At 65.3% G+C, this 26,071-nt stretch carries 27 protein-coding genes and 1 other RNA gene; 14 read left to right on the top strand and 14 right to left on the bottom strand.

All coding sequences use genetic code 11. The annotated features are described in order from the left end of the window. Positions 1–144 precede the first annotated feature (144 nt). Both U0042_RS16315 and U0042_RS16320 read left to right on the top strand, forming a co-directional pair. The gene (locus U0042_RS16315; protein ID WP_114813343.1) at positions 145–822 is read left to right on the top strand and encodes a response regulator; all 678 of its coding nucleotides are present in this window, start codon (positions 145–147) and stop codon (positions 820–822) included. A 2-nt stretch (positions 823–824) separates the two neighbouring features. After that, the gene (locus U0042_RS16320; RefSeq protein WP_114813340.1) at positions 825–2,210 is read left to right on the top strand and encodes a sensor histidine kinase; all 1,386 of its coding nucleotides are present in this window, start codon (positions 825–827) and stop codon (positions 2,208–2,210) included. Between the two features lie 33 nt (positions 2,211–2,243). Here U0042_RS16320 and U0042_RS16325 read toward each other — a convergent pair whose 3' ends face one another. Then, positions 2,244–2,855, bottom strand: a complete 612-nt coding sequence (locus tag U0042_RS16325) for a glutathione S-transferase C-terminal domain-containing protein (protein ID WP_114813338.1) — start codon at positions 2,853–2,855, stop codon at positions 2,244–2,246. 239 nt (positions 2,856–3,094) lie between these two features. Here U0042_RS16325 and U0042_RS16330 point away from each other — a divergent pair, with 239 nt between their 5' ends. The 9 genes from U0042_RS16330 (at position 3,095) to U0042_RS16370 (ending at position 12,562) form a co-directional block, all read left to right on the top strand. Further along, positions 3,095–4,519, top strand: coding sequence for an aminopeptidase P N-terminal domain-containing protein (locus U0042_RS16330; protein ID WP_114813424.1), 1,425 nt, complete (start codon positions 3,095–3,097; stop codon positions 4,517–4,519). A 147-nt stretch (positions 4,520–4,666) separates the two neighbouring features. Next, positions 4,667–5,896 (top strand): UbiH/UbiF/VisC/COQ6 family ubiquinone biosynthesis hydroxylase, encoded by a 1,230-nt coding sequence (locus U0042_RS16335; protein WP_114813336.1) that lies wholly within the window; start codon positions 4,667–4,669, stop codon positions 5,894–5,896. Between the two features lie 179 nt (positions 5,897–6,075). After that, positions 6,076–7,137 (top strand): tRNA dihydrouridine synthase DusB, encoded by a 1,062-nt coding sequence (gene dusB, locus U0042_RS16340; protein ID WP_114813334.1) that lies wholly within the window; start codon positions 6,076–6,078, stop codon positions 7,135–7,137. Beyond that, positions 7,134–7,367: a Fis family transcriptional regulator gene (locus U0042_RS16345; RefSeq protein WP_114813332.1), complete on the top strand. Its 234-nt coding sequence runs from the start codon at positions 7,134–7,136 to the stop codon at positions 7,365–7,367. Before dusB ends, U0042_RS16345 begins: the two co-directional genes overlap by 4 nt. Before the next feature lie 43 nt (positions 7,368–7,410). Next, positions 7,411–8,976 carry a bifunctional phosphoribosylaminoimidazolecarboxamide formyltransferase/IMP cyclohydrolase gene (purH, locus tag U0042_RS16350; RefSeq protein WP_114813330.1) on the top strand — a complete coding sequence of 522 codons (1,566 nt, stop codon included), beginning with the start codon at positions 7,411–7,413 and terminating at the stop codon, positions 8,974–8,976. Between the two features lie 124 nt (positions 8,977–9,100). Further along, complete coding sequence (gene ruvC / locus U0042_RS16355; RefSeq protein ID WP_026121892.1) at positions 9,101–9,643, top strand: crossover junction endodeoxyribonuclease RuvC; 543 nt, start codon at positions 9,101–9,103, stop codon at positions 9,641–9,643. 124 nt (positions 9,644–9,767) lie between these two features. Continuing rightward, complete coding sequence (ruvA, locus tag U0042_RS16360; RefSeq protein ID WP_114813328.1) at positions 9,768–10,349, top strand: Holliday junction branch migration protein RuvA; 582 nt, start codon at positions 9,768–9,770, stop codon at positions 10,347–10,349. A gap of 155 nt (positions 10,350–10,504) precedes the next feature. Then, the gene (gene ruvB / locus U0042_RS16365; RefSeq protein WP_114813326.1) at positions 10,505–11,569 is read left to right on the top strand and encodes a Holliday junction branch migration DNA helicase RuvB; all 1,065 of its coding nucleotides are present in this window, start codon (positions 10,505–10,507) and stop codon (positions 11,567–11,569) included. Between the two features lie 33 nt (positions 11,570–11,602). Continuing rightward, on the top strand, positions 11,603–12,562 hold the full coding sequence (locus tag U0042_RS16370; protein ID WP_232833485.1) for an oxygenase MpaB family protein: 960 nt from the start codon (positions 11,603–11,605) through the stop codon (positions 12,560–12,562). 40 nt (positions 12,563–12,602) lie between these two features. On the opposite strand, the gene U0042_RS16375 is transcribed toward U0042_RS16370, so the two are convergent. The 3 genes from U0042_RS16375 to tyrS all read right to left on the bottom strand — a co-directional run bounded on the left by U0042_RS16375 (position 12,603) and on the right by tyrS (position 15,111). Continuing rightward, the gene (locus U0042_RS16375; protein ID WP_114813324.1) at positions 12,603–13,262 is read right to left on the bottom strand and encodes a histidine phosphatase family protein; all 660 of its coding nucleotides are present in this window, start codon (positions 13,260–13,262) and stop codon (positions 12,603–12,605) included. Positions 13,263–13,393: 131 nt separating this feature from the next. Then, on the bottom strand, positions 13,394–13,867 hold the full coding sequence (dtd, locus tag U0042_RS16380; protein WP_114813322.1) for a D-aminoacyl-tRNA deacylase: 474 nt from the start codon (positions 13,865–13,867) through the stop codon (positions 13,394–13,396). Continuing rightward, a complete protein-coding gene (tyrS, locus tag U0042_RS16385; RefSeq protein WP_114813320.1) occupies positions 13,864–15,111 on the bottom strand; it encodes a tyrosine--tRNA ligase in 1,248 nt (415 codons plus the stop codon). Before tyrS ends, dtd begins: the two co-directional genes overlap by 4 nt. A 219-nt stretch (positions 15,112–15,330) precedes the next feature. On the opposite strand from tyrS, the gene U0042_RS16390 reads away from it, so the two are divergent. Next, positions 15,331–16,485 (top strand): anhydro-N-acetylmuramic acid kinase, encoded by a 1,155-nt coding sequence (locus tag U0042_RS16390; RefSeq protein ID WP_114813318.1) that lies wholly within the window; start codon positions 15,331–15,333, stop codon positions 16,483–16,485. A gap of 108 nt (positions 16,486–16,593) precedes the next feature. On the opposite strand, the gene erpA is transcribed toward U0042_RS16390, so the two are convergent. From erpA to rplM, 3 genes are all read right to left on the bottom strand, one after another. Then, positions 16,594–16,959, bottom strand: coding sequence for an iron-sulfur cluster insertion protein ErpA (gene erpA, locus U0042_RS16395; protein WP_114813316.1), 366 nt, complete (start codon positions 16,957–16,959; stop codon positions 16,594–16,596). A gap of 192 nt (positions 16,960–17,151) precedes the next feature. Beyond that, positions 17,152–17,544 carry a 30S ribosomal protein S9 gene (gene rpsI / locus U0042_RS16400; protein ID WP_114813314.1) on the bottom strand — a complete coding sequence of 131 codons (393 nt, stop codon included), beginning with the start codon at positions 17,542–17,544 and terminating at the stop codon, positions 17,152–17,154. 11 nt (positions 17,545–17,555) lie between these two features. After that, positions 17,556–17,984, bottom strand: a complete 429-nt coding sequence (gene rplM, locus U0042_RS16405) for a 50S ribosomal protein L13 (protein WP_017777021.1) — start codon at positions 17,982–17,984, stop codon at positions 17,556–17,558. A 698-nt stretch (positions 17,985–18,682) separates the two neighbouring features. Between rplM and U0042_RS16410 the strand changes: the two genes are divergently transcribed. Continuing rightward, on the top strand, positions 18,683–19,102 hold the full coding sequence (locus U0042_RS16410; protein WP_114813312.1) for an OsmC family protein: 420 nt from the start codon (positions 18,683–18,685) through the stop codon (positions 19,100–19,102). A 112-nt stretch (positions 19,103–19,214) separates the two neighbouring features. Here U0042_RS16410 and rnpB read toward each other — a convergent pair. From rnpB to pyrC, 3 genes are all read right to left on the bottom strand, one after another. Then, positions 19,215–19,626: RNase P RNA component class A (gene rnpB, locus U0042_RS16415), an RNA gene on the bottom strand. Between the two features lie 48 nt (positions 19,627–19,674). Further along, positions 19,675–20,664: a DUF3025 domain-containing protein gene (locus U0042_RS16420; protein WP_232833484.1), complete on the bottom strand. Its 990-nt coding sequence runs from the start codon at positions 20,662–20,664 to the stop codon at positions 19,675–19,677. Between the two features lie 8 nt (positions 20,665–20,672). Then, positions 20,673–21,734 (bottom strand): dihydroorotase, encoded by a 1,062-nt coding sequence (gene pyrC / locus U0042_RS16425; RefSeq protein WP_114813310.1) that lies wholly within the window; start codon positions 21,732–21,734, stop codon positions 20,673–20,675. 238 nt (positions 21,735–21,972) lie between these two features. Here pyrC and U0042_RS16430 point away from each other — a divergent pair, with 238 nt between their 5' ends. After that, positions 21,973–22,911: a class II glutamine amidotransferase gene (locus tag U0042_RS16430; RefSeq protein ID WP_114813308.1), complete on the top strand. Its 939-nt coding sequence runs from the start codon at positions 21,973–21,975 to the stop codon at positions 22,909–22,911. Positions 22,912–22,954: 43 nt separating this feature from the next. Here U0042_RS16430 and U0042_RS16435 read toward each other — a convergent pair whose 3' ends face one another. The 4 genes from U0042_RS16435 to U0042_RS16450 form a co-directional block, all read right to left on the bottom strand. After that, the gene (locus U0042_RS16435) at positions 22,955–23,680 is read right to left on the bottom strand and encodes an amino acid ABC transporter ATP-binding protein (RefSeq protein WP_114813306.1); all 726 of its coding nucleotides are present in this window, start codon (positions 23,678–23,680) and stop codon (positions 22,955–22,957) included. Beyond that, a complete protein-coding gene (gene gltK / locus U0042_RS16440) occupies positions 23,677–24,357 on the bottom strand; it encodes a glutamate/aspartate ABC transporter permease GltK (protein WP_114813304.1) in 681 nt (226 codons plus the stop codon). Before gltK ends, U0042_RS16435 begins: the two co-directional genes overlap by 4 nt. Continuing rightward, a complete protein-coding gene (locus tag U0042_RS16445; protein ID WP_114813293.1) occupies positions 24,357–25,097 on the bottom strand; it encodes an amino acid ABC transporter permease in 741 nt (246 codons plus the stop codon). Before U0042_RS16445 ends, gltK begins: the two co-directional genes overlap by 1 nt. A gap of 78 nt (positions 25,098–25,175) precedes the next feature. Continuing rightward, positions 25,176–26,069 carry a glutamate/aspartate ABC transporter substrate-binding protein gene (locus tag U0042_RS16450; RefSeq protein WP_114813291.1) on the bottom strand — a complete coding sequence of 298 codons (894 nt, stop codon included), beginning with the start codon at positions 26,067–26,069 and terminating at the stop codon, positions 25,176–25,178. Between the last annotated feature and the right edge of the window lie 2 nt (positions 26,070–26,071).

A 26,071-nucleotide genomic window follows, 5' to 3' on the forward strand; every position in this document is an offset into this window, starting at 1 on the left:
GCTATCGGCCCGCGGCGACAAGCATTCGTGTTAACCCGCAATGCCGCGCGCCGCCCTGCGCGAGGCTCGTGGGCCGCATTGCAAAGCCGCCGATTTGCGGCACAATCGACGGCCTGATCCGTGCGGCTCGCCCGCTGCTGCCCCATGAAGCTGCTGCTCATCGAAGACAATCCCACGCTTTCGCACTGGCTCGCCAAAACGCTGGAGCAGGACGCGTTCGCGCTCGACGCCGTGCAGGACGGCGACGCCGCCGACCAGCTGCTGCGCACGAACCGCTACGACGTGGTGCTGCTCGACCTGAACCTGCCGAAGCTCTCGGGCAAGAACGTGCTGCGCCGCATGCGCCAGCGCGGCGACGAAACGCCGGTCATGATCCTCACGGCGAGCGGGTCGATCGACGAAAAGGTCGAGCTGCTTGGACTCGGCGCGGACGACTACCTCGTGAAGCCGTTCGAGGTGCGCGAACTCGTGGCACGCATCAAGGTGCTGATTCGCCGCCAGGCACCCACCAAGGCCGGCGACGTGACCTGCGGCGACCTCGCCTTCGATATCGACACACGCCAGTTCACGCTGAAGGGCACCCCGCTTGCGGTGACGCCGCGCGAACGCACGGTGCTCGAAACGCTGATCCTGCGGCTCGGCAAGACCGTCTCGAAGGCGGCGCTCATGGACGCCATCTTCACGCTCGCCGACGAGCCCAGCGAAGACGCCGTCGAAATCTACATCTCGCGCCTGCGCAAGAAGCTGGACGGCAGCTCCGCCGCCATCGTCACGCTGCGCGGCCTCGGCTACCTGCTGCGCAAGAAAGACGATGAGCAGTAACGATGACCAATAGCCTGCGCGTGCGTCTTTTGTGGTGGCTGCTGCTGCCGCTCGCGCTCTACGTGTTCGTGACCGCGAAAACGGAGCACGACAACGCGCGCCACACCGCCGACCTCGTGCAGGACAATCTGCTCGTCGCCTCGGCACGCATGATCTCGGGCGAAGTGGAATGGGCGGACGGTGCGCTCATGGTCGACATGCCGCCCGCCGCCATCGAAGTGTTCGCCTCGCCCTACGGCGACCAGGTGTTCTACAGCGTGCGTCTGGAAGACGGCCGGCTGCTCGCGGGCCTGCCGGACTTCCCTTCCGCAAGCGGCGGCGTGGCCGACCCGGCCACCGAGCCGCAATGGTTCGACGCCACGCTGCGCGGCCAGCGCGTGCGCGCGGTGTCGCTCGTGCGGCTCATGTACGACAACGGCGCGACGCGCCGCGTGCAGATTCTCGTGGGCAAGACGACGCGCTCGCGCGACGCCATGGTGCAAGCCGTATGGCGGCCCCAGTTGATCCGGCAGATCGAGATGATCGTGCTGGCGGTCGCGCTGGCTTGCATCGGACTCACGTTCGAACTGCGGCCGCTCATGAAGGTGAAAGACGACGTGGCCGACCGCGATCCGATGCAACTTGCGCCGCTGCGCGTGGAGCGGCTGCACACCGAACTGCGGCCCATCGTGGATGCGATCAACCAGTGCATCGCGCGGCTCGGCTTGCAGGTCGCGACGCAGCGGCGCTTCATCGCCGACGCCGCGCATCAGCTGCGCACGCCGCTCACGCTGCTCGGCACGCAGCTTCAGTTCGCGCGGCAGCGGCGCAGCATCGAGCCGGAACTCGCGGAAGTGCTGGCCGCGATGCATCGAAGCAACCAGTCGATGGTGGGTCTCACGAACAAGCTGCTGCTGCTCGCGCAGGCCGAATCAGCGGACTACTCGCAGCTGGCGAGCCAGAACGTGGACCTGAGCGCGCTCGCCACCGAAGTGGTGGAAGAACTTGCGCTGCTCGCGCAGACACGCGAGATCGACCTGGGCGTGGAACTGCATGGCCCGGCATGCGTGATGGGACATCGCGCGCTGCTGGCCGCGCTGGTTTCGAATCTCGCGGAAAACGCGATTCGTTACACGCAGCGCGGCGGTCACGTGACAGTGGCCGTCAAGCGCGCGGACGGCCGCGTCGTGTTGACCGTCTGCGACAACGGCCCCGGCATTCCCGCCGAGGCGCGCAGCCGCGTGTTCGAGCCGTTCTACCGCGCGGCGACGGACACCGAAGGAACGGGCCTCGGCCTCGCCATCGTCCGCGAGATCGTGCAGGCCCACCGTGGAGAGATCGAATTAGGCGCCGGCCCGGACGGGCGCGGCGTGACCGTCACGGTCACCTTCGCGGCGGCGAACGCCTGAGAAGATGACCGCGCGTGAAAGCGCGTTTTGCGCTTAGTTGGAAGGCACCGTGTCGATGAACGACTGGCGCAGCGAGAGCTTGGCGAAGTGCTTGTCGAGGTTCGGGTACTGGTCGCGCCAGTCGAGTTCCGGCATGCGGAAGTCGAGATAGCCGAGCGCGCAGCCGAGCGCGATGTCCGCGAGCGAATAGTGCGTGCCCGCGCACCAGGTCTTGCTGCCCAGCCCTTGCGACATGGCGACGAGCCCTTCATCGATCTTGCGCTGCTGGCGCGCGAGCCAGCTGTCGCTGCGCTGCTCCGGCGTGCGCTGCGTGCCTTCGAGGCGAATCAGCACGGCGGCGTCCAGCATGCCGTCGGCCAGCGCTTCCCAGCAACGCACTTCGACGCGCTCGCGGCCCGACTGCGGAATGAGTTTGCCCACGGGCGAGAGCGTATCCACGTATTCGCAGATCACGCGGGAATCGAACACGGCCTCGCCGTCTTCCATCACGAGACAGGGCACCTTGCCGAGCGGATTGAAGTCGTGAATGGTGGTTTCCGGCACCCAGACGTTTTCGAGCACCAGCTTGTAGTCGATCTTCTTTTCGGCGAGCACGATTCGAGCCTTGCGCACGAACGGGCTGCCGAGCGAACCGATGAGTTTCATCACACCTGCCTGCCTTTTCTGGAATTCTGGGGTCCGCGAAAGTATACGTTGGTTTTCGGCGATCCAGACGAAGGGCGCGTCCGGCGAACGGCCGATGGCCATATGGCTGTGGACGGATTGCAACATGGCGCAAGTCCGGCGCCCGCGGTGCGTGTCGAGCGTGCCGCGCCTTGCCCGCCACGCATACCTGCGGGCGCGGCGGCCGGGAACGTCTGCGGATTGGGCGCTACAATCTCGCGATGGACCAGCCGACCGATTCCTCCCTGCACCGCCCTGCCGCTGACGCGCCCGCCATCGACGTCTACCGCGGCCGCCGCGAGCGCGTGCTCGCCGCGCTGCGGGCCATGGGCGGCGGGGTGGCCATCGTGCCGACGGCGCCCGAAGTGCTGCGCAATCGCGACACGGACTACGCCTACCGGCACGACAGCTACTTCTATTACCTGACCGGCTTCTCGGAACCCGAAGCGCTTCTCGTGCTCGACGCGAGCGCCGCAGCCGGCGAGCCCGCCGCCATCCTGTTCTGCCGCGCAAGGAACGTCGAGCGCGAAACCTGGGAAGGCTTCCGGTACGGCCCCGACGCGGCGCGCACGACATTCGGATTCGACGCAGCCTTCGCGTCCGACGAAATCGACACGCAGCTGCCGCGCATCCTGGCCGGCAAACCGGCGCTGCACTATGCGCTCGCCTCATCCGCCGCGCTCGACGAGCAGGTGCGCCGCTGGCTCGACGCCGTGCGCGCCCAGGGCCGCAGCGGCGTGACGGCGCCCACGGCAGCGCACGACCTGCTGCCGCTGCTCGACGACATGCGTCTTTTCAAGGACGCGCACGAACTGGACATCATGCGGCGCGCCGCGCGTATTTCGGCGGCCGCGCACTGTCGCGCGATGGCCGCGTGCCGGCCCGGCATGCGCGAGTACGAGATCGAGGCCGAACTGCTCTACACGTTCCGCAAGCACGGCGCACAGGCGCCGGCCTACGGCTCGATCGTCGCGGCGGGCGCCAATGCCTGCGTGCTCCACTATCCGGCGGGCAACGCGATTGCACGCGAAGGCGACCTCGTGCTGATCGACGCGGCCTGCGAGCTGGACGGCTACGCGTCGGACATCACGCGCACCTTTCCCGCGAGCGGCCGCTTCACGCCAGCCCAGCGCGAACTCTACGAAATCGTGCTGGCGGCCCAGAAGGCGGCCATCGACGCCACCCGCGCCGGCGTCAGCTTCGACGCGCCGCACGAGGCGGCCGTGCGCGTGCTCGCGCAAGGGCTGCTCGACACGGGCATCATCGACCGCACGCAGTTTTCGTCGGTGGACGACGTCATCGCCGAGCGTGCGTACACGCGCTTCTACATGCACCGCACCGGGCATTGGCTCGGCATGGACGTGCACGATTGCGGCGACTACCGCGAACGGGCCGCGGCCGCCGATGCCCAGTCGGACGCCGCGCCGCCGTGGCGCACGCTGCGTCCCGCGATGACGCTCACGATCGAACCGGGCCTTTATGTGCGCGCCGCCGAAGACGTGCCGGAACGCTACTGGGACATCGGCATTCGCATCGAGGACGACGCGATCGTCACCGAACACGGCTGTGAACTCATCACGCGCGACGTGCCGGTGGAAGCCGACGAGATCGAAGCGCTGATGCGCGAAGCACGCGCGCCCGCGTGAGCTGCACGAACCAGCACGGACAGCATGACGTGCGGGCGCGTCCGAACGCGACGCCCGCCTGAGAGAAGCAACCGGTACGGACACGAAATGAACGCAGTCTCCCGAACCGCAGGGCCGGCTCGCCCCGCCCAGGTGCAAACCGCTGACATGGCAACTTCATCGACAGGGCCGACGCACATCACCGCAGCCACGCCGTTCGATTTCGACGTGACCATCGTAGGCGCGGGCCCGGTTGGCCTTGCGCTCGCGGGCTGGCTCGCGCGGCGCAGCGCCACGCGCGAACTCAAGATCGCGCTGATCGACGCGCGCGAACCCGAAGACTCGGCCACCGACCCGCGCGCCATCGCCGTATCGGAAGGCAGCCGCATGCTGCTTGAACCGCTCGCCTGGCCGGCGGACGCCACGGCCATCCATCGCATTCACGTCTCGCAGCGCGGACACTTCGGCCGCACGCTGATCGACCGGACCGAGCACGATCTGCCGGCTCTCGGCTACGTGGTGCGGTATGGGTCCATCGTGCAGGCGCTGGCCGCGTGCGTGCGCGACACGCCGGTGCACTGGCTGCGCTCCACGTCCGCGCTGCCGCCCGTGCAGGAATACGACGGCGTCACGCTGCCCATCGAAAACGCGCATGGCGCACGCAACGTGCGCACGCGCATTCTCGTGAACGCGGAAGGTGGGCTCTACCAGCCGCGAGAGTCGGGCGAAACCGCCAGCCTCGTGACGAGCGCGAAGAGCACGCGCGACTACGGACAGACGGCGATCGTCGGCACAGTCACTGTCTCGGCGCCGCGGCCACATGTTGCGTGGGAGCGGTTCACGAACCAGGGGCCGATCGCCTTGCTGCCGATGGGCGGCGCGCGCGGTGCCGACTACGCGCTCGTCTGGTGCTGCTCGCCCGACGAAGCGCGGCGCCGCGGCGCGCTTTCCGACGAAGCGTTCCTCGCCGAACTCGAAGTCGCGTTCGGCAGCCGCCTTGGACACTTCACGCACATCGCGGGACGCGCGGCCTTCCCGCTCGGACTTTCGGCAGTGGATGCGCTCGTGAAGGGACGCGTGGCGGCCGTCGGCAATGCGGCCCAGACGCTGCACCCTGTGGCGGGTCAAGGGCTCAATCTGGGTCTGCGCGACGCGCATGCGCTTTCGGATGCGTTGTCGCAGCATGGCGCCACGCCGCTCGCACTGGCCTCGTTCGGCCAGCGGCGCGCGCTCGACCGACGCCTGACCATCAGCGCCACCGACACGCTCGCGCGGCTCTTCACGTTCGACCTGCCGGCGCTCGGCACGCTGCGCGGCCTCGCGTTGACCGCGCTCGAGTTCGTCCCGCCCGTGAAGACCGCGCTCGCAAGGCAGATGATGTTCGGCCAGCGCCGCTAGCTGCGCAAAAGCGTGGCGGTCCAAGCCGCGCACGATTTCATAGAAGATTTAAGGGGTTAGACCGGGGGTCATACGGGGAGCGAGTCGTCCGCGGGGACGGTTACGCTAAAATATGCGTTTTCCCTTCGCACCCTGCGTATGCCGCGACGCGGCACGCGCGCTCGTTCCTGCCCTTCGACATGCTCACGCTTGGCCGCCACACGCTGCGCAACAACCTGTTCGTCGCCCCGATGGCGGGCGTCACGGACCGGCCGTTCCGCCAGCTGTGCAAGCACCTCGGCGCGGGTTACGCGGTCTCGGAAATGGTGGCCTCGAACGCCCAGTTGTGGAAAAGCGAGAAGACCATGCGGCGCGCCAACCACGCGGGCGAGGTCGAGCCGATCGCGGTGCAGATAGCGGGCGCCGACCCCGACATGATGGCCGAGGCCGCGCGCTACAACGTGGCCAACGGCGCGCAGATCATCGACATCAACATGGGCTGCCCGGCCAAGAAGGTCTGCAACGTCGCGGCCGGTTCTGCGCTGTTGCAAAACGAGGCGCTCGTCGCGCGCATCGTGTCGGCCGTAGTGAATGCCGTGGGCGTAGGGGCGGATGCCGTGCCCGTCACGCTCAAGATCCGCACCGGCTGGAACCGCGAGAACCGCAACGCGCTCGCCATTGCGCGCATCGCCGAAGAGGCCGGCATTTCGATGCTCACGGTGCACGGCCGCACGCGCGCCGATCTCTATCACGGCGAGGCCGAATACGAGACCATCGCCGCAGTGAAGGCGGCCGCGCGCATTCCCGTGGTGGCGAACGGCGACATCACTTCGCCGCGCAAGGCACGCGAGGTGCTGGCCGCCACCGGCGCGGACGCCATCATGATCGGACGCGCCGCACAGGGCCGCCCGTGGCTCTTTCGCGAGATCGCCCATTTCCTCGCAACCGGCGAGTTGCTGCCGCCGCCGCGCGTCGCGGAGATCCAGCGCATCATGAACGGCCATCTCGAAGACCACTACGCGTTCTACGGCGAATTCACCGGCGTTCGTACTGCGCGCAAGCACATCGGCTGGTACACTCGCGGCCTTCGTGGCGCCCAGGCGTTCCGGCACCGCATGAACACGCTGGACACCACGCGCGAGCAGCTCGCCGCCGTCAACGAATTCTTCGACGCGCAGAAGGCGTTTTCCGAGCGCCTCGAATACGTGGACGAAGAAGGCGCCGGCGATGAGCCCGAAACAAACGATCGACTGGCAGCATGAGCAAGCACAACATAGAACATTGCGTTCGCGAGAGCCTGGGGATGTACTTCCAGGACCTCGACGGCGCCAACCCGCACGACGTCTACGACATGGTCATTTCGTGCGTCGAAAAACCCATGCTCGAGGTGGTGCTCGAGCAGGCCGGCGGCAATCAGTCGCTGGCCGCCGAGTATCTCGGCATCAACCGCAACACGCTGCGCAAGAAGCTTCAGCAGCACGGCCTGCTGTAGCGCCGCGCGCCGCGCCCTCGTCCTCCGGCTTCCCGTTCCCATCATGATCAAGCAAGCGCTCATCTCCGTTTCCGACAAGTCAGGCATCGTCGACTTCGCCAAGTCGCTGTCGGACCTCGGCGTCAAGATCCTGTCGACCGGCGGCACCGCGAAACTGCTCGCGGACGCTGGCCTTCCCGTTACCGAAGTGGCCGACTACACGGGCTTTCCGGAAATGCTCGACGGGCGCGTGAAGACGCTGCACCCGAAGGTGCACGGCGGCATCCTCGCGCGCCGCGATCTGCCGGAGCACATGGCGGCGCTGGACAAGCACGACATTCCGACCATCGACCTGCTCGTCGTGAACCTGTACCCGTTCGTGCAGACGGTGGCGAAGGAAGAGTGCACGCTGGAAGAAGCCATCGAGAACATCGACATCGGCGGCCCCACCATGCTGCGCTCGGCGGCGAAGAACCATCGCGACGTGACGGTGGTGGTCGATCCGTCCGACTACGCAACGGTGCTCGACGAAATGCGCGCGAACGGCAACACCGTGAGCTACAAGACGAACTTCCGCCTCGCAACGAAAGTGTTCGCGCACACGGCCCAATACGACGGCGCGATCACGAACTATCTGACGAGCCTCACCGATTCGCTTTCGCATACGTCGCGCAACACGTATCCGGCCACGCTGAACCTCGCGTTCGACAAGGTGCAGGACCTGCGCTACGGCGAAAACCCGCATCAGAGCGCCGCGTTCTATCGTGACCTCGCAGTGCCCGAAGGCGCGCTTGCGAACTATCGCCAGTTGCAGGGCAAGGAACTGTCGTACAACAACATCGCAGACTCGGACGCCGCCTGGGAATGCGTGAAGACCTTCGACGCGCCGGCCTGCGTCATCATCAAGCACGCCAACCCGTGCGGCGTCGCGGTGGGCGCCAACCCGCACGAAGCGTATGCGAAGGCGTTTCAGACCGATCCGACCTCGGCGTTCGGCGGCATCATCGCGTTCAACCGCGAAGTGGACGAGGCCGCCGCCCAGGCCGTGGCGAAGCAGTTCGTCGAAGTGCTGATCGCGCCGGCCTTCAGCGCCGCCGCGCGGCAAGTGTTCGAGGCGAAGCAGAACGTACGTTTGCTCGAGATTCCGCTCGGCACGGGTTTCAACGCGTTCGACCTGAAGCGTGTGGGCGGCGGTCTGCTCGTGCAATCGCTCGACTCGAAGAACGTGCAGCCGCGCGAACTGCGCGTGGTGACGAAGCGCCACCCCACGCCGAAGGAAATGGACGACCTGCTCTTCGCATGGCGCGTGGCGAAGTTCGTGAAGTCGAACGCGATTGTCTTCTGCGCGAACGGCATGACGCTCGGCGTCGGTGCGGGCCAGATGAGCCGCGTGGACTCGGCGCGCATCGCGAGCATCAAGGCGCAGAACGCGGGCCTCACCTTGGGTGGCTCCGCAGTGGCATCGGACGCGTTCTTCCCGTTCCGCGACGGCCTCGACGTGGTGGTGGCGGCGGGCGCGACCTGCGTGATTCAGCCCGGTGGCTCGGTGCGTGACGACGAGGTGATCGCCGCCGCTGACGAGCACAACATCGCGATGGTGCTGACCGGCGTGCGCCACTTCCGGCACTGAGTCGCACCGGCCTTCCAGGCCGCGAAACACCCCGCAGGCGGCTTGCCTCTGCGGGGTGTTTTTTTGTGCGGGCGCGGCGGGCATTCGTTGTACCATCGCAGGCATTCCGTCAGCAGTGCATTTCATGAGAATTCTCGGCATCGACCCCGGCTTGCGTGTAACCGGTTTCGGCGTAATCGACCAGACCGGCCACCAGCTCACCTACGTCGCGAGCGGCGTGATCCGCACCGCCGATGCCGACTTGCCGACCCGGCTCGGCACCATCTTCGACGGTATCTCCACCCTCATTCGCCAGCACGCGCCGGATCAGGCGGCTATCGAGAAAGTCTTCGTCAACGTCAACCCGCAATCCACGCTGTTGCTCGGTCAGGCGCGCGGCGCCGCGATTTGCGGACTCGTGGCAGGCGGCGTGCCGGTTGCCGAGTACACCGCGCTGCAGCTCAAGCAGGCGGTGGTGGGCTACGGCCGCGCGACCAAAGAACAGATGCAGCAGATGGTGGTGCGCCTGCTGAGTCTCGCCGGCGTGCCGGGCACTGACGCCGCCGACGCGCTCGGCATGGCCATCTGCCACGCGCACGGCGGCGACACGCTTGCGACCCTGGGCGGCATTGCACCATCCCTCGCGAAAAAGGGCCTGCGCGTGCGGCGCGGACGACTGGTGGGCTGAAGGCGGTGTCGCCGGCAAGCCAGCGCCGTTCACCGCAAGGTCCCACTTTTCAGCTACGCCGCTGCGTGCCGCAGACCTATGTCGCTGAGCTACACTCGCGCTTTCCGTTCTCATTGAATTCGCCATGATCGGTCGCATCGCCGGTGTCCTGCTGGAAAAAAATCCGCCTCATCTGCTCGTCGACTGCAACGGCGTTGGCTACGAAGTCGACGTGCCGATGAGCACGTTCTACAACCTGCCTTCCACCGGCGAGAAGGTGGCGCTGCTCACGCACATGGTGGTGCGCGAGGATGCCCACCTGCTGTATGGCTTCGGTACGGCCCAGGAGCGCGCGACCTTCCGCGAACTGCTCAAGATCACGGGCATTGGCGCACGCATGGCGCTTGCCGTGCTCTCGGGCATGAGCGTGCAGGAGCTCTCCCAGGCCGTCACGCTGCAGGACGCGGCGCGCCTCACGCGGGTGCCCGGCATCGGCAAGAAGACGGCCGAACGGCTGCTGCTCGAACTGAAGGGCAAGCTGGGCGCCGACCTGGGCGCGGCAGCAGCAACGGTGTCCGCATCGGATCACGCGTCTGACATCCTGAATGCATTGCTCGCATTGGGTTACTCCGAAAAAGAAGCGCTGGCGGCGATCAAGAACGTGCCGGCCGGCACCGGGGTTTCCGAGGGCATCAAGCTCGCGCTGAAGGCGCTTTCCAAGGCGTAAAGGTCGACCGACGGCCGGTGGCCTCGGGCGACCTGACGCCGGTACGTCGGTAGTGCCTCGCCGCATACGGACCAAGCTTCGCATGCAGCGCCTGCCCTCGCCACCTGGCCGTTCGGCCAGCTTTGCCGGCCGGCAGCGCGCGGTACAATGCGTGCATGATCGAAACCGACAAACTCGCCGCCGAACGCATCATCGCGGCCACGCCCGTCTCTCCGAACGAGGAAGCGTTCGAGCGCGCGCTGCGTCCGCGCCAGCTCGAGGAGTACGTCGGCCAGGAAAAGGTGCGCGGCCAGCTGGAAATCTTCATCGAGGCAGCGAAGCGCCGCTCGGAGCCGCTCGACCACGTCTTGCTGTTCGGACCGCCGGGCCTCGGCAAGACCACGCTCGCGCACATCATCGCGCGTGAAATGGGCGTCAATCTGCGGCAGACCTCGGGGCCGGTGCTGGAGCGCGCCGGCGACCTCGCGGCGCTGCTCACCAACCTCGAAGCCAACGACGTGCTGTTCATCGACGAAATTCACCGGCTCTCGCCGGTCGTCGAGGAAATCCTGTATCCGGCGCTCGAGGACTACCAGATCGACATCATGATCGGCGAAGGGCCGGCCGCGCGCAGCGTGAAGCTCGACCTGCAACCGTTCACGCTCGTGGGCGCCACTACGCGGGCCGGCATGCTCACCAACCCGCTGCGCGATCGATTCGGTATCGTGGCGCGGCTGGAGTTCTACAACGCGGAAGAGTTGTCGCGCATCGTGCGGCGCTCGGCTTCGCTGCTCGGCGCGCAGATCCATCCGGATGGCGCGCTCGAAATCGCGAGGCGCTCGCGCGGCACACCCCGTATCGCGAACCGGCTGCTGCGCCGCGTGCGCGACTTCGCCGAAGTGAAGGCAGACGGCAACATCACGGCCAAGGTCGCGGATGCGGCGCTGGCCATGCTGGACGTCGACCCCGTCGGCTTCGACCTGATGGACCGCAAGCTGCTCGAAGCCATCCTGCACAAGTTCGACGGCGGCCCGGTAGGCGTCGACAATCTCGCGGCAGCCATCGGCGAAGAGCGCGACACGATCGAAGACGTGCTGGAGCCCTACCTGATCCAACAGGGTTATCTGCAGCGCACGCCGCGTGGACGGGTCGCAACGCTCCTCACCTATCGGCATTTCGGGCTCTCCGCTCCAGAGGCGTCGAACCCCGTGCGCGGCCTTTGGGACAGCGACGCGCCCTGACGCCGCACAAGACAGCTTGAGCGTAAGCACGCCATGTCCGACGACGCCAGCCACCGCAGCAGCACGCCCGGCACGAGGCAAAGCGGCGGGTTCGCCGCGCAGCTCTCACAACGCGTGCGTTCGAAGCTCGCCGACGCAGTGACGCATCTCACAAGCGGCGGCGGACCCAAGCTGGACTACTCGTCTCCACCAGGCGACCCCGGACTGTTCGGACCCGATGCGGTGTGCTGGAAAGTCCATGCCGACTTCACGTCGATGATGGCTGGCGGCATCAGCGCCTTGATGCTGCAGACGCTGCATCCGCTCGCGCTCGCGGGAGTCTGGGACCACTCGGCGTTTCGCACCGACATTCTCGGCCGCCTGCGGCGTACGGCAACGTTCATCGCGGGCACCACCTACGGCAGCCGGCGCGATGCCCTCGCACTGATCGAACGCGTGAAGCAGATCCATCTGGGCGTGACGGGTACGGCGCCGGACGGGCGTCCGTACCGCGCGAACGACCCCACGTTGCTGACGTGGGTCCACGTCGCCGAAGTGTCGAGTTTTCTGGCGGCCCATCTGCGCTACGTGAATCCCGGCCTGCCCATCGCCGCTCAGGATCAGTACTTCGCGGAAACCGCCCGCATTGCCGGAATGCTGGGGGCAACGGACGTCCCACGTTCGCGAGCAGCCGTCGACGCCTGGCTGCTCGCAATGCAACCGGAACTCGAAGTCAGCGACCGCACACGCGAAGTCGTGCGCATTCTCATGCATGCGCTACCGCCCAGTCCCGCCATGCGGCCCGCCGGGCTACTCATGCTCAACGCGGGCGTAGACCTGCTGCCCGACTGGGCTCAACGGATGCTCGGCTTCGATACGTTTTCAGGCATGCGGCGGATGATGGTGCGGCCCGGCATGCGCGCAGTCGCGCCGGTGATGCGATGGGCGCTGACGAACGGCGTGTCGAAGCGCGCACGTCGGCGGGTCGCCGCAGGTACGCATCACGACGATTGAATGCGGCCTGAGCGGTAAAGCTCCGGCGCGGGCTCAGCGATCAGGGTGCCTTCTTCAAATTATCGTCGGCGCTCTGTCCGCCAAGATGAGCGACATCGGCCCAGGAGATGATGCGCGCCGCCCCTGCCTCGAAATCCACCACGTTGACGCTCGCGTTGAGCAGCGGCCATTCGCGCGGCGCTTGCAGCGGCAACGCTCGTGCGAAGCGATAGATGCAGTCCAGCACGCCGCCATGCGTCACGCACGCAATGCGCCCGCCGGGATGCGCCGCCACGATGGGTTCGAGCGCATGCAACACGCGGTGATAGAACGCGCGCTGCGACTCGCCGTCGGGTGGGACGAAGCCGGGATCGCGCGTCTGCCACTGCACGTATTCGTCGGGAAAGCGAGCGGCGATCTCTTCGCTGTCGTGCCCCTGGAACGCGCCGTAAGAACGTTCGCGCAGCCCTTCGGAAAGCGTGATCGAGAGACCCAGCGCTTCGGCGGTGGGCTCGGCCGTCTGCCGCGCGCGTTGCAGGTCGCTCGACCAGATGGCGTCCAGCTTCGCGCCGTCCGCCGCCTCACGCGAAAAACGCGCCGCGAGCCGCCGCGCCTGTTCTTCGCCGCTTGCCGCGAGCGGAATGTCGATGTGCCCCTGAATCCGCTTGATGCGGTTCCATTCGGTTTCGCCGTGGCGGATGAAGAGAATCTGAGTGGACATGGGGAAGAGGGTGGCGCCGCCCAAGGCGGCAGTCCTGGAAAGCGGACATTGTCGCAAAAGCCGCGCCGCGTCCACGATGGCGGGGCGAGGCGGGCGCTCTCAGGCACAACGGCACGCCACGGAGGGCCGCTTCAGTTGCGCACTTGCAGCCAGAACGTGACGGGGCCGTCGTTGACGAGCGAGACCTGCATCTCGGCGCCGAACTCGCCGGTCTCCACGATGGGATGCTTGGAGCGCGCCGCCGCAACGAAGTAGTCGAACAGCCGACGCCCTTCTTCGGGCGGGGCAGCCGGCGTGAAGCTGGGACGCAGGCCACTGTTGGTATCGGCGGCAAGCGTGAATTGCGAGACAAGCAGCAGACCACCCGCCTGCCCTGCGCCGTCGATGTTCTGCACGGAGAGATTCATCTTGCCCGCCGCGTCGCTGAAGACGCGATAGCCGAGCACCTTGGCGAGCAGCCGGTCGGCCATTGCCTCCGTGTCACCGCGTTCGGCGCACACGAGCGCGAGCAGCCCGGCGCCAATGGCGCCGGTGACGCGCTCGCCGCCGTCGGGTGAAGCGACGCGCACATCGGCGCGCCGCACACGCTGGATCAGCGCAATCATGCTGTGAGCGTCACGCGCGCGAAGCGGCGCTTGCCCACCTGCACGACGTACTCGCCCGCTTCCACCTTCAGCCCCTTGTCCGAAACCGTGGCGCCGTCGATCTTCACGCCTCCCTGCTCGATATTGCGCAGCGCTTCGCTGGTCGACGGGACGAGGCCCGCCTGCTTGAGCAACTGGCCAACGGCGAGCGGTGCGCCCGGCAGCGTCACGGCGGGAATGTCGTCCGGCACGCCGCCCTTCGCGCGGTGATTGAAGTCTTCGAGCGCCCGCTCGGCATCGCCCTGCGAATGAAAGCGCGCCACGATTTCCTGGGCCAGCATCACCTTGAAGTCGCGCGGATTGCGGCCCTCTTCCGCCTCGCGACGGAAACGCGCGATCTCGTCCATAGGGCGGAACGAAAGCAGCTCGAAGTAGCGCCACATCAGCGTGTCGGAGATGCTCATGAGCTTGCCGAACATGTCGTTCGGCTTTTCGCTGATGCCCACGTAGTTGTTCTTCGACTTCGACATCTTGTCGACGCCGTCCAGACCTTCGAGCAGCGGCATCGTCAGGATGCACTGCTGGTCCTGGCCGTACTGCTTCTGCAACTCGCGGCCCACCAGCAGGTTGAACTTCTGATCCGTGCCGCCCAGTTCCAGGTCGGCGTTGAGTGCCACCGAGTCGTAACCCTGCATGAGCGGGTACAGAAATTCGTGGATCGAAATGGGTACGCCGCCCTGGAAACGCTTCGTGAAGTCTTCGCGCTCCAGCATGCGCGCCACCGTGTAGCGCGACGCGAGCTTGATCATGCCGTCCGCGCCGAGCGGCATGCACCACTCGCTGTTGAAGCGGATTTCGGTCTTTTCGCGATCGAGCACGAGCGCCGCCTGATCGAAATAAGTCTTCGCATTCGACTCGATCTGCTCGCGCGTGAGGGGCGGCCGCGTCGCGTTGCGCCCCGAAGGATCGCCGATCAGCGACGTGAAGTCGCCGATCAGGAAGATCACGGTGTGCCCCAGGTCCTGCAACTGGCGCATCTTGTTCAGCACCACCGTGTGGCCGATATGGATGTCCGGTGCGGTCGGGTCGAGGCCCAGCTTGATACGCAGCGGCGTGCCCGTGGCGGCGCTCTTCGCGAGCTTCTGCACGAACTCTTCTTCGATCAGCAGTTCATCGGCGCCGCGTTTGGCGACGGCGAGCGCGTGACGCACTTCGTCGGTGATCGGAAAGGCGGGGGCGGCTTGGGACGGGGACTCGGTGCTCATGCTGTAACGTAACTTGAAGTCAGACATGCGATTTTACGTGATTCCCCTTGCCGCGCCGATGTTTGCTCGCGGCCCGGGAAAAGGTCGCGACGCAAGACGGCACCCTTCCGGAAGATCACGCCCGTTTTACGCGCCCGGCCTCGCGCTGATAGCCGATAATCGCTTGACGCACACACGCGGCCACAGCGCCGCAACGACTTCGACGAAAGGAGTGAAGACGTGTCCCAGCGCGACGATGAACGAGCGGCACGGCACGCCGCCGACGGCCTGTATTTCGGCTTGATGTCCGGCACGAGCATGGACGGCGTGGACGGCATCGCGGTCCAGTTCGAGCATGGCAGGCCGCCGGTGGTCCGGGCGGAGGCTTTCGTGGGCTTCGCGGACGGCCTGCGCGACGCCCTCTTCGCGCTCCAGCATCCCGGCGAGAACGAGATCGAACGCGAGGCCCTGGCGGCCAATGCGCTCGCGGCACGCTACGCGGTCTGCTGCCACGAACTGCTGCGTGCCGGCAATCTGTCGCCCGGCCAGGTGCGTGCCATCGGCGTGCACGGACAAACGGTGCGTCACCGTCCCGAAGTCGGCTTCACTCGGCAGACCAACAATCCGGCGCTGCTCGCCGAGATGACCCATATCGACGTCGTCGCCGACTTCCGCAGCCGCGACGTGGCGGCAGGCGGCCAGGGCGCGCCGCTCGTTCCCGCGTTCCACGCCACGGTATTCGGCTCGCGAAGCGAAACGCGCGTGGTGTGCAACCTGGGCGGTATCAGCAACATCACGATTCTCGATGCGTCCGGCTCCGTACGCGGCTTCGACTGCGGTCCGGCCAATGCGCTGCTCGATCTGTGGGCCAGCCGGCACATCGGCAAACCGTACGACGAAGGCGGCCACTTCGCCGCGAGCGGCCAGATTCACCAGCCGCTGCTCAACGCGCTGCTCGACGAACCGTTCTTCGAGCAGAAGCCGCCCAAGAGCACGGGGCGCGACCTTTTCAACGCAGCGTGGCTCGATGGCAAGCTGCGCGGCTACGAAACCATACCGCCCGAGGACGTGCAGGCTACGCTGGCGGCGCTTACGGCTGTGACCGTGGCTCGCGAGATCGAGCGCCACGCCTCGGACTGCCGCGCCGTGTACGTCTGCGGCGGCGGGGCGCGCAATCCCGGCCTGTTGCAGGCGCTGCAGGACGCGCTCCAGGCAAGCGGCGTGGCGGGCGTGCCGGTGATGACTACCGAGGCGCTCGGCGTGCCGCCGCATCAGGTGGAGCCGCTCGCTTTCGCCTGGCTCGCCATGCGTTGTATCACGCGCGAGCCGGGGAATCTGCCGGCGGTGACGGGCGCAGAAGGGGAACGGGTGCTTGGTGCGATCTATCCGCACTGAGGGACGCCGCGACGGGCATACGCTGCGTCGACGCTAAGACAGCAATAAAAAACGGGGCTTCGCGCCCCGTTTTTTCGATACGGCCGTCGCCGTACAACCTTGATGCGATCAGACCGAGAACGACGATCCGCACCCGCAGGTAGTCGTAGCGTTCGGATTCTTGATGACGAACTGCGCGCCGTTGAGGTCGTCCTTGTAGTCGATCTCAGCGCCCACCAGGTACTGGTAGCTCATGGCGTCGATCAGCAACTGGACGCCGTTCTTCACCATCACGGTGTCGTCCTCGTTGGTCGTCTCGTCGAACGTGAAGCCGTATTGAAAGCCGGAGCAGCCGCCGCCTTGCACGAACACGCGCAGCTTCAGCTCGGGGTTACCTTCTTCGTCAATCAGTTGTTTGACCTTGTCAGCGGCTGCGTCCGTGAAGACGAAGGGACCCGGCATGTCGGTCACGGGGGTGTCGGTCACAGCGTTCATTCGAACTCTCCAAAAAAGCCTTTAGTCGGTATTGTAGGACTGATCCCAAAGTCGTGCTTTAAGCCCACAAAATCAAGGGGTTCTCCGTACGGCCGGCTATCCAGACGAAAAAGCCGCCGGCGCATCTGCGCGGGCGGCTTTTGCAGTCGCGGCACCCCGCGCCCAATGTGCGCGGGACGGCCAGCGAAGCGCTTAACGCTTCGAGAACTGCTTGCGGCGGCGTGCCTTGTGGAAACCAACCTTCTTACGTTCCACTTCACGCGCGTCGCGGGTGACGAACCCGGCGTTCGACAGTGCCGGCTTCAGCGTCGCGTCGTAGTCGATCAGCGCGCGGGTGATGCCGTGGCGCACGGCGCCTGCCTGACCCGTCTCGCCGCCACCGGTCACGTTCACCTTGATGTCGAACGTGGCGCCGTGGTTCGTGAGCTCGAGCGGCTGGCGCACGATCATCAGCGAAGTTTCACGCGAGAAGTAGTCGGCGATGGGCTTGCCGTTGACGACGATTTCGCCCTTACCCGACTTGATGAAGACACGAGCGACTGCGCTCTTGCGGCGGCCCGTACCGTAGTTCCAGTTACCGATCATGTGGGCTCCCCTTAGATCTCGAGCGCCTTCGGCTGCTGAGCCGAGTGCGGATGCGTTGCTTCGGCGTAGACCTTCAGCTTCTTGATCATCGCGTAGCCGAGCGGGCCCTTCGGCAGCATGCCCTTCACTGCCTTCTCGAGCGCGCGGCCCGGGAAGCGTTCCTGCATCTTGCCGAACGTCGTTTCATAGATACCGCCCGGGTAGCCCGAGTGACGGTAGTACTTCTTGTCGGTGGTCTTGTTGCCCGTGACCTTGAGCTTGCTCGCGTTGACGACGATGATGAAATCGCCGGTATCGACGTGCGGGGTGAACTCAGGCTTGTGCTTGCCGCGCAGACGGCGTGCCACTTCGCTGGCGACACGGCCGAGAACCTTATCCGTCGCGTCAATCACGTACCATTCACGCGTCACCTCATGGGCTTTTGCGGAAAACGTCTTCATGATCGATCCAATAAAAATGCAGTGCCCTGTGTTCTTTCCTGCTTGTTGAAAAGCGCTCCGAGGCGCTGGCGCAGGCTCTCCCTGTTCTTCTTCCGTGGGCATGATACGGAAAAGCCCTGAATTATAAAGGAAATTGGACGGCTACGTCAAAGCCGGCCTGACCTGGCGGCAAAGAGGCGTCGCGTTGCCGATGGAGTGAACACTTACCGTCGGCGAGGGGCACAGAAGTCATGCTAGGGATGGACGAAAAAAAGCCCGAACGCTTTGGGTCCGGGCTTAATCCACCAAAGGAGGAGGGTGGAGGAGACATGCTGAGGTGACGAACAACTCGATCACCGATGAACACAATTATACGGACCGCGCTTGTGCAACGCAAGAAGATTTGCATTGCGAAATCCCCAACCACAATATGAAACGATGCGCTTCACACAGCGAGAAGTCCCACCCTCAAGGAAATCAGCCCGTTAGCGCCGGTCGCGGCCGAGGCGGCAGGCCCGGTCTAGAGTAAAACGCCTAAAGAATCGGGACGGCGGGCTATTGTTGGTTCACACGTTTTCGCGAAAAGGCAAGGCGGCGGTCTGATGAACTAACGTCCTGAAGCCAGGCGGGGACACGCCGGGAATGCCACGAAACACCGCTGAAGACGCCGGGCTACAATTGCCGCCTTGACGTTTGAGCCGCACGGCTGGAGTACACGCATGGAATGCAAAGTAAGCTGGATGGGCGAAGGGATGGCGTTTGCCGCCGAAACCGGCAGCGGCCACCTCGTGACCATGGATGGCGCGCCCGAAGGCGGCGGTCGTAACCTGGCACCGCGTCCGATGGAAATGGTCCTGCTCGGCACGGGCGGCTGCACGGCGTACGACGTCGTGATGATCCTGAAGAAGAGCCGCCAGGAAGTGAGCGGCTGCTCCGTGACGCTGAAGGCCGACCGCGCGAGCGAAGACCCAAAGGTTTTCACGAAGATCCACTTTCACTTCACGGTGACGGGCAAGAATCTGAACCCGGCCACCGTCGAGCGGGCGATCAATCTTTCGCACGACAAGTACTGCTCGGCGTCGATCATGCTCGCGAAAACGGCCGAACTCACGCACTCGTTCGATATCGTCGCGGTCTGAGAGCCGGACGGGCGGCTGCGTCCAGCCCGTATCGCTTGCACCGACGGCCGTTCGGTGCGGGCAAAAAAATGCCGGCGTCGGTAATCGACGTCGGCATTTTCTCTGAATAAAGCGGCAAAGCAGGCCTGTAAGCCGGATTCTGTGCACGCGCGGGGCCTTGCGGCACTGCGCGCGTGGCAGCCATTCCTCTAGGCGCGTCATTGCTGGCGCGCTCAAGCTTCCTACCCGCAGACGAAACGGGGGCCCCGTCCTGTATCGCGAAGATACGCGCCTGCCTACTTGGAATTGCTCCGGGTGGAGGTTGCCGTGCCGTCTGCGTCGCCGCAGCCGCGGTGCGCTCTTACCGCACCGTTTCACCCTTACCTGATCCCGGCTGAGCCGGGCCATCGGCGGTCTGTTCTCTGTTGCCCTGTTCCGCGTGTCGCCACGGATGGCCGTTAGCCATCACCCTGCCCTATGGAGTCCGGACTTTCCTCGCCCCCGCCGGCCGAGGCCAGCGAGGCCGCGACTGCCCGGCCTGCTTTGCGAAGCGCGATCTTAACATGTGGGGCAATCGATCATTTGCAACAGGTTCAGGCAAGCCGTGCCGCCTGGCGTTGCCGCCGTCCCTTGCGAAATACCGAGGGGTCGTCGTAAAACCCGGCAGTTTCGTTCGCGGCCCACCAGCCGGGAATGCCGAGCACGGGCAACGGCGCAAAGCGCTGACCGCTGAGTTCGGTGTCGCGCGCGACTGCCTCGCTCACGGCCGTGTCGAGCCATGCGTCGCGCTGCGGTCTATCCCACGAAAAATACGCGGCCGGCACCTCGACCACCCACGCGTGCGCCGTGCAGGCCTTGAACGGCACCATGAGCTTTTCGAGCAGCGCGTGCCCGAAGCATCGGACCTCGCAATTCTCGCCCCAACCGGCGCGGCACGCGACGAAAAGCGTGTGCCAGTCGAAGTTGCGCAACGCGGTTGTCTGCTCAAGGTTCGCGCTGGCGAAGATCACGGCGTTCTCGTCGAACAGCGTCAGCGCGTCCCGAACGCCGCCGCGCGTGGGGCCTACGCCGAGCGCGTCGATCTGCTCGGCCTGTCGTGCATTCAGGGCTGCCTTGATGCGCGGAAAGGAGAACCACGCCAGTGCGTTGAAGAAGTCATGAAGGTTGTACCGCGTCGGCACGCAACCCGTGGCAGCGATGTGGGCCTCGTATGCGGTGCCGGCCGGCAGATCGTCCTGGGCGATGAACCCGAGCGGCCGGCCCCGGCCGGTGGTCTGCCCTGTTGCTCGTGCGTCGGCATTGAGTTCGGCGAGAAACGGTGCGTAGCCTTCGAGCGCCGCCCGCTGCCAGCGGACACCGCGTGGGACGAACTGGTTGAACCACGGCTGCGACCAATCGATCTGGCCGAAGCTCCCCGGGTCGCCGCCACCGCGCCGGGCGCCCGCCGCCAGGCCACGATTTGGCGGCTCGACCCGATCCGCAGACGCAAGCCGTTTTTGCGACTCGCCGATGGCCGCCAGGTCCATCGGCGTCACCGCGCCGGCCGTCTCCACCGCACCACCCGCAACCGCCGTGGGCGCCATCGCCGCCGTCAGACCAGCCGCCAGCCGATCGACTCACCGCCGCGCAGCGGCACCACGGGCGTGTCGCCGGCGGCCACTTCGGCCGGCAGCGTCCACGTCTCGCGCCGCAGCGTCACGCGCTCGGTGTTACGTGGCAGACCGTAGAAGTCCGCCCCGAAGAAGCTCGCGAAACCTTCCAGCTTGTCCAGCGCGCCCGCCTGATCGAAGGCCTCAGCGTAAAGTTCGAGCGCATGCAGCGCCGTGTAGCAGCCGGCGCACCCGCACGCGTGCTCCTTGAGGCCCTTCGGATGCGGTGCGCTATCGGTGCCGAGGAAAAAGCGCGGGTCGCCCGACGTCGCGGCATCCACGAGCGCCACGCGATGCGTCTCCCGCTTGAGCACCGGCAGGCAGTAGTAATGCGGGCGAATGCCGCCCTGGAAGATCGCGTTGCGGTTGTAGAGCAGATGATGCGCCGTGATGGTCGCGCCGAGCAGGCCCGGCTTCGCGCCGTCCGCGCGGATGTAGTCGACGGCCTCTTTCGTCGTGATGTGCTCGAACACGACCTTCAGTTCGGGGAAGTCGCGACGCAGCGGCGTCATCACTCGGTCGATGAAGACCTTCTCGCGGTCGAACAGATCGATCTCGGCGTGAGTCACTTCGCCGTGGACCAACAGCGGCATGCCCGTTTCCTGCATCGCTTCGAGCGTCTTCGCGCATTTGCGGATGTCGGTCACGCCCGCGTCCGAGTTCGTCGTGGCGCCAGCCGGATAGAGCTTCACACCGTGCACGAAGCCGCTTTCGCGGGCGCGGCGAATCTCGTCGGGCGGTGTGTTGTCCGTGAGGTAGAGCGTCATCAGCGGCTCGAAGAGCACGCCGGCCGGAATCGCGGCCACGATCCGCTCGCGATACGCCTGCGCTAGCGCCGTGGTGGTCACGGGCGGCTTGAGGTTTGGCATGATGATCGCGCGGCCGAACTGGCGCGCCGTATGCGGCAGCACCGCGGCCAGCATGGCGCCGTCGCGCACGTGCAGGTGCCAGTCGTCGGGGCGGGCGAGGGTCAGGGTGTCGATGACGGGAGCGGAAGCGTTCATGGCAACAGAGAAGGGAAACGGACCACGGGGACAGGACTGAAAGGCGGCGCGTACACGGCCACGTTCGGCATGAGCCTGAAACCTCGTCCACGGCACGCCGTGGACATCGCGCAACAGTGAGAAACTGACAGCCATTTGGCCACCAATTTTCCAATTTGACGCGCGTAGCTCGGTGCTATCCTTGGAAAATCGTTATTGTACCGGGCCGCACCTAAGGCCCGCGCTCCGCTTCCGCACCATGTGCCAACTTCTCGGAATGAACTGCGCCGCGCCGACGGACGTCACGTTCTCCTTCACCGGTTTTGCGGCGCGCGGCGGCGTCACCGATCACCACGCCGACGGCTGGGGCATCGCGTTCTTCGAGGACAAGGCCTGCCGGCTCTTCATCGACCACCAGTCGTCCGCCACTTCACCGCTCGCCGAGATGGTGAAGCTCTATCCGATCAAATCGAAGAACACCATCGCGCATATTCGCAAGGCGACGCAGGGGCACATCCTGCTCGAGAATTGCCATCCGTTTCTGCGCGAACTGTGGGGCCGCCACTGGATCTTCGCCCACAACGGCGACCTGCAGGGCTACCGCCCCGCCCTTTGCGGCGTCTACCAGCCGGTGGGCACGACAGACAGCGAACTGGCGTTCTGCGCGATTCTCGAAGGGCTGCGCAAGGCGTTTCCCGGCGCACAGCCGCCGCTCGAGGAACTCTTCGATGCCGTCGCGTCGCTCACACGCGAGATCACCCAGTACGGCGTATTCAACTTCCTGATGTCGAACGGCCAGGCGCTCTTCGCGCACTGCTCGACGCATCTGCACTACCTGGTGCGCAGCTGGCCGTTTTCGACAGCCCATCTCGTGGACGCCGACGTTTCCATCGACTTCGCCAAATACACCACGCCGGAGGACCGCGTCGCCGTCATCGCCACGCAGCCGCTCACGGACGACGAGGTCTGGACGCGCTTTGCGCCCGGCGACCTGCTGATGTTCCAGCACGGGGAAGTGATTGCGCGCACGAACGTGCCGGTGCCGGCTTCGGTGCTGGAGAAACTGCGCCATCCGGAGTGCGACAAGTCCGCGTCGGCCAGCACGGTTGCGCAGGCGGCGCAGGTGCAAGCAAAGATGGAAGCCGAAGCGGCCGTGGATTTCGAAGCGGACGACGACCGGGCGGCCGTCGAGTCTTGAACGGCGTACGCGGCCGCTCGAGCCGCATACGCCGTAACAGCCCTCAGTGCAGGATCTTCGCGAGGAAGTCCTTCGCGCGGTCTGACTTCGGGTTGGCGAAGAAGTCTTCCTTGCGGTCGTCTTCCACGATGACGCCCTTGTCCATGAAAATCACGCGGTGCGCGACCTTCTTCGCGAAGCCCATTTCGTGGGTCACGCACATCATCGTCATGCCTTCCTGCGCGAGCTCCACCATCACGTCGAGTACTTCGTTGATCATCTCGGGGTCGAGCGCCGAGGTCGGCTCGTCGAACAGCATTGCGATGGGGTCCATCGAAAGCGCGCGCGCAATCGCCACGCGCTGCTGCTGACCGCCCGAAAGCTGGCCCGGGTATTTGTCGGCATGCGCCTTGAGGCCCACGCGGTCGAGCAGCTTCACGCCCTTGGCCGCGGCCTCGTCCTTCGAGCGGCCCAGCACCTTCACCTGGGCGAGCGTGAGGTTCTCGGTAATCGACAGATGCGGGAACAGTTCGAAGTGCTGAAACACCATGCCCACCTTCGAGCGCAGCTTCGACAGATTGGTCTTCTTGTCGCCCACGGACTGGCCGTTCACGAGGATCTCGCCCTTCTGGAACGGCTCGAGGCCGTTCACGGTCTTGATGAGCGTCGATTTGCCCGAACCCGACGGGCCGCACACCACGACAACTTCGCCCTTCTTCACTTCCGTCGTGCAGTCGGTGAGTACCTGAAAGTGGCCGTACCACTTGGAAACATTCTTGATGGAAATCATCTTGCGACCTTTCTCTGAAGACTCTTGACGAGGCCCGACGCCACCACGCAAATCACGAAGTAGCAAGCACCGGCGAACAGTACCATTTCGACCATCGTGCCGTCACGGTCGCCAATATTCGTCGCGGTGCGAAAGAAATCGGCGAGGCTGATCACGTAGACGAGCGACGTGTCCTGAAAGAGCACGATGGCCTGGGTGAGCAGCAGCGGCACCATCGCGCGAAACGCCTGCGGCAGCACCACGAGACGCATGGCCTGCCCATACGTCATGCCGAGCGCGAACGACGCGTTGACCTGACCGCGCGGCACGGCCTGAATGCCGGCACGAATGATCTCCGAGTAATACGCGGCTTCGAACAGCGAAAACGCGACGAGCGCCGACGCAAAGCGGATGTCGATATCGGGCGACAGGCCCAGCAGGTTCTGCAACACCTGCGGCACGATCAGAAAGAACCACAGCAGCACCATCACGAGCGGTATCGAGCGGAACACCGTGACGTAGCTCTTCGCGAACCATTCGAGCGGCTTCACGCCGGACAGGCGCATGAGCGCGAGCAGCGTGCCCCAGACAATGCCGATCACGATCGCGATGATGGTGATCTTGGCCGTGACCACGGCGCCCGTGGCGAGCGTGGGCATCGCGCCCGGAATGCCGCTCCAGTCGAATTGATGACTCATCACTTGCCTCCGATGTAGCCTGGCAGCCGCGCTTTTTGCTCGACGAAACGCATCAGCGTCATCACCACGAGATTGATTACCACGTACGCGAGCGTGACGGCGATGAACGACTCATACGTCTGTGCCGTGTAGTCGACGAGTTGCCGCGCCTGCGCCGAAAGGTCGAGCAGACCGATGGTGGACGCCACCGCCGAGTTCTTGAAGATGTTGAGGAACTCCGACGTGAGCGGCGGCACGATCACGCGATACGCAACCGGCAACAGCACGTAGCGATAGGTCTGCCACTGCGTGAAGCCCATCGCGAGCCCTGCGGCGCGCTGGCCGCGCGGCAGCGCGTTGATGCCCGAGCGCACCTGCTCGCACACGCGAGCCGCAGTAAAGAGGCCCAGACAGATCACCGAAGCGGAAAAGAACTGCGCACCCGGCGGCAACTGCTTGAACCAGTCGCCCAGCGCCTTGGGCACGAGTTCCGGTATGACGAAGTACCAGACGAAGAACTGCACGATGAGCGGAACGTTGCGGAAGATCGCAACGTAGACGGTACCGATGCCCGCAAGCCACTTGTTCGGCACCGTGCGCAGCACACCGAACAACGACCCGACGACGAGCGCGATCACCCAGGCGACCAGCCCCACAGTGACCGTCACGCGCATGCCGGACAGCAGCCAGCCGAGGTAGGTCGTGGGCTCGCCGGTGGAAACCGGACTCAGCAGAATGCCCCAGTTCCAGTGGTAAGACATGGCGAAGACTCTCCAACAAAAAGAACGGAAGAAGCACAGGCTTCTTCCGTTCTGTTCAACGTAGGCGTTCGAGACTGCTTAGTCGATTGCCTTGTCGTTCGGGCTCTTGAAGAGCGCCTTCATGTCGTCGCTCTCCGGGAAGTTCAGGTTGAGGCCCTTCGGCGGGATCGGCGATTCGAACCACTTCTTGTAGATCTGGTCGGCTTCGCCCGACGTCTCGACCTTCGCGATCGCGTCGTCCACCACCTTTTTGAACTCGGGATCGTTCTTGCGCATCATGCAGCCATACGCTTCACGCGATTGCGGTGCGCCCACGATCACGTAGTCGCCCGGCGTCTTCGACTTCGCGCGTTCGCCTGCAAGCAGCGCGTCGTCCATCATGAACGCGACGGCACGGCCCGTTTCCAGCGTCTGGAACGACTCGCCGTGGTCCTTCGCGCTGATGATGTTCATGCCCAGGTTCTTGTCCTGGTTCATCTTGCGCAGCAGGCGTTCCGACGTGGTGCCCGCCGTCGTCACGACGGTCTTGCCCTTCAGGTCGGCGAAGTCCTTGATGCCCGAATCCTTCTTCGTCATCAGGCGCGTGCCGATCACGAAGATCGTGTCCGAAAACGCAGCCTGCTGCTGGCGCTCCAGATTGTTCGTGGTGGAGCCGCACTCGATATCCACCGTGCCGTTCTGCACGAGCGGAATACGATTCTGCGACGTAACGGGGATGAACTTGACCTTCAGATTCGGCATGTTCAGCTTCTGCTTGACCGCGTCCACCACCTTCATCTGGAACTCGTACGAGTAGCCGATGACGTTCTGCTTGTCGTCGTAATACGAGAACGGAATGGACGATTCGCGGTGACCCAGCGCGATCACGCCCGTGTCCTTGATCTTCTTCAACGTACCGCCTTCCTGTGCATTCGCGGCGCAGGCAGCGAAACCGAGCATGGCGAGAAGCAGCGCAGCTTTTTTAACCTTCATTC

Origin of the sequence: Paraburkholderia kururiensis (genome assembly GCF_034424375.1) — a bacterium.
In the GTDB taxonomy this organism is placed as follows: Bacteria; Pseudomonadota; Gammaproteobacteria; order Burkholderiales; family Burkholderiaceae; genus Paraburkholderia; species Paraburkholderia kururiensis_A.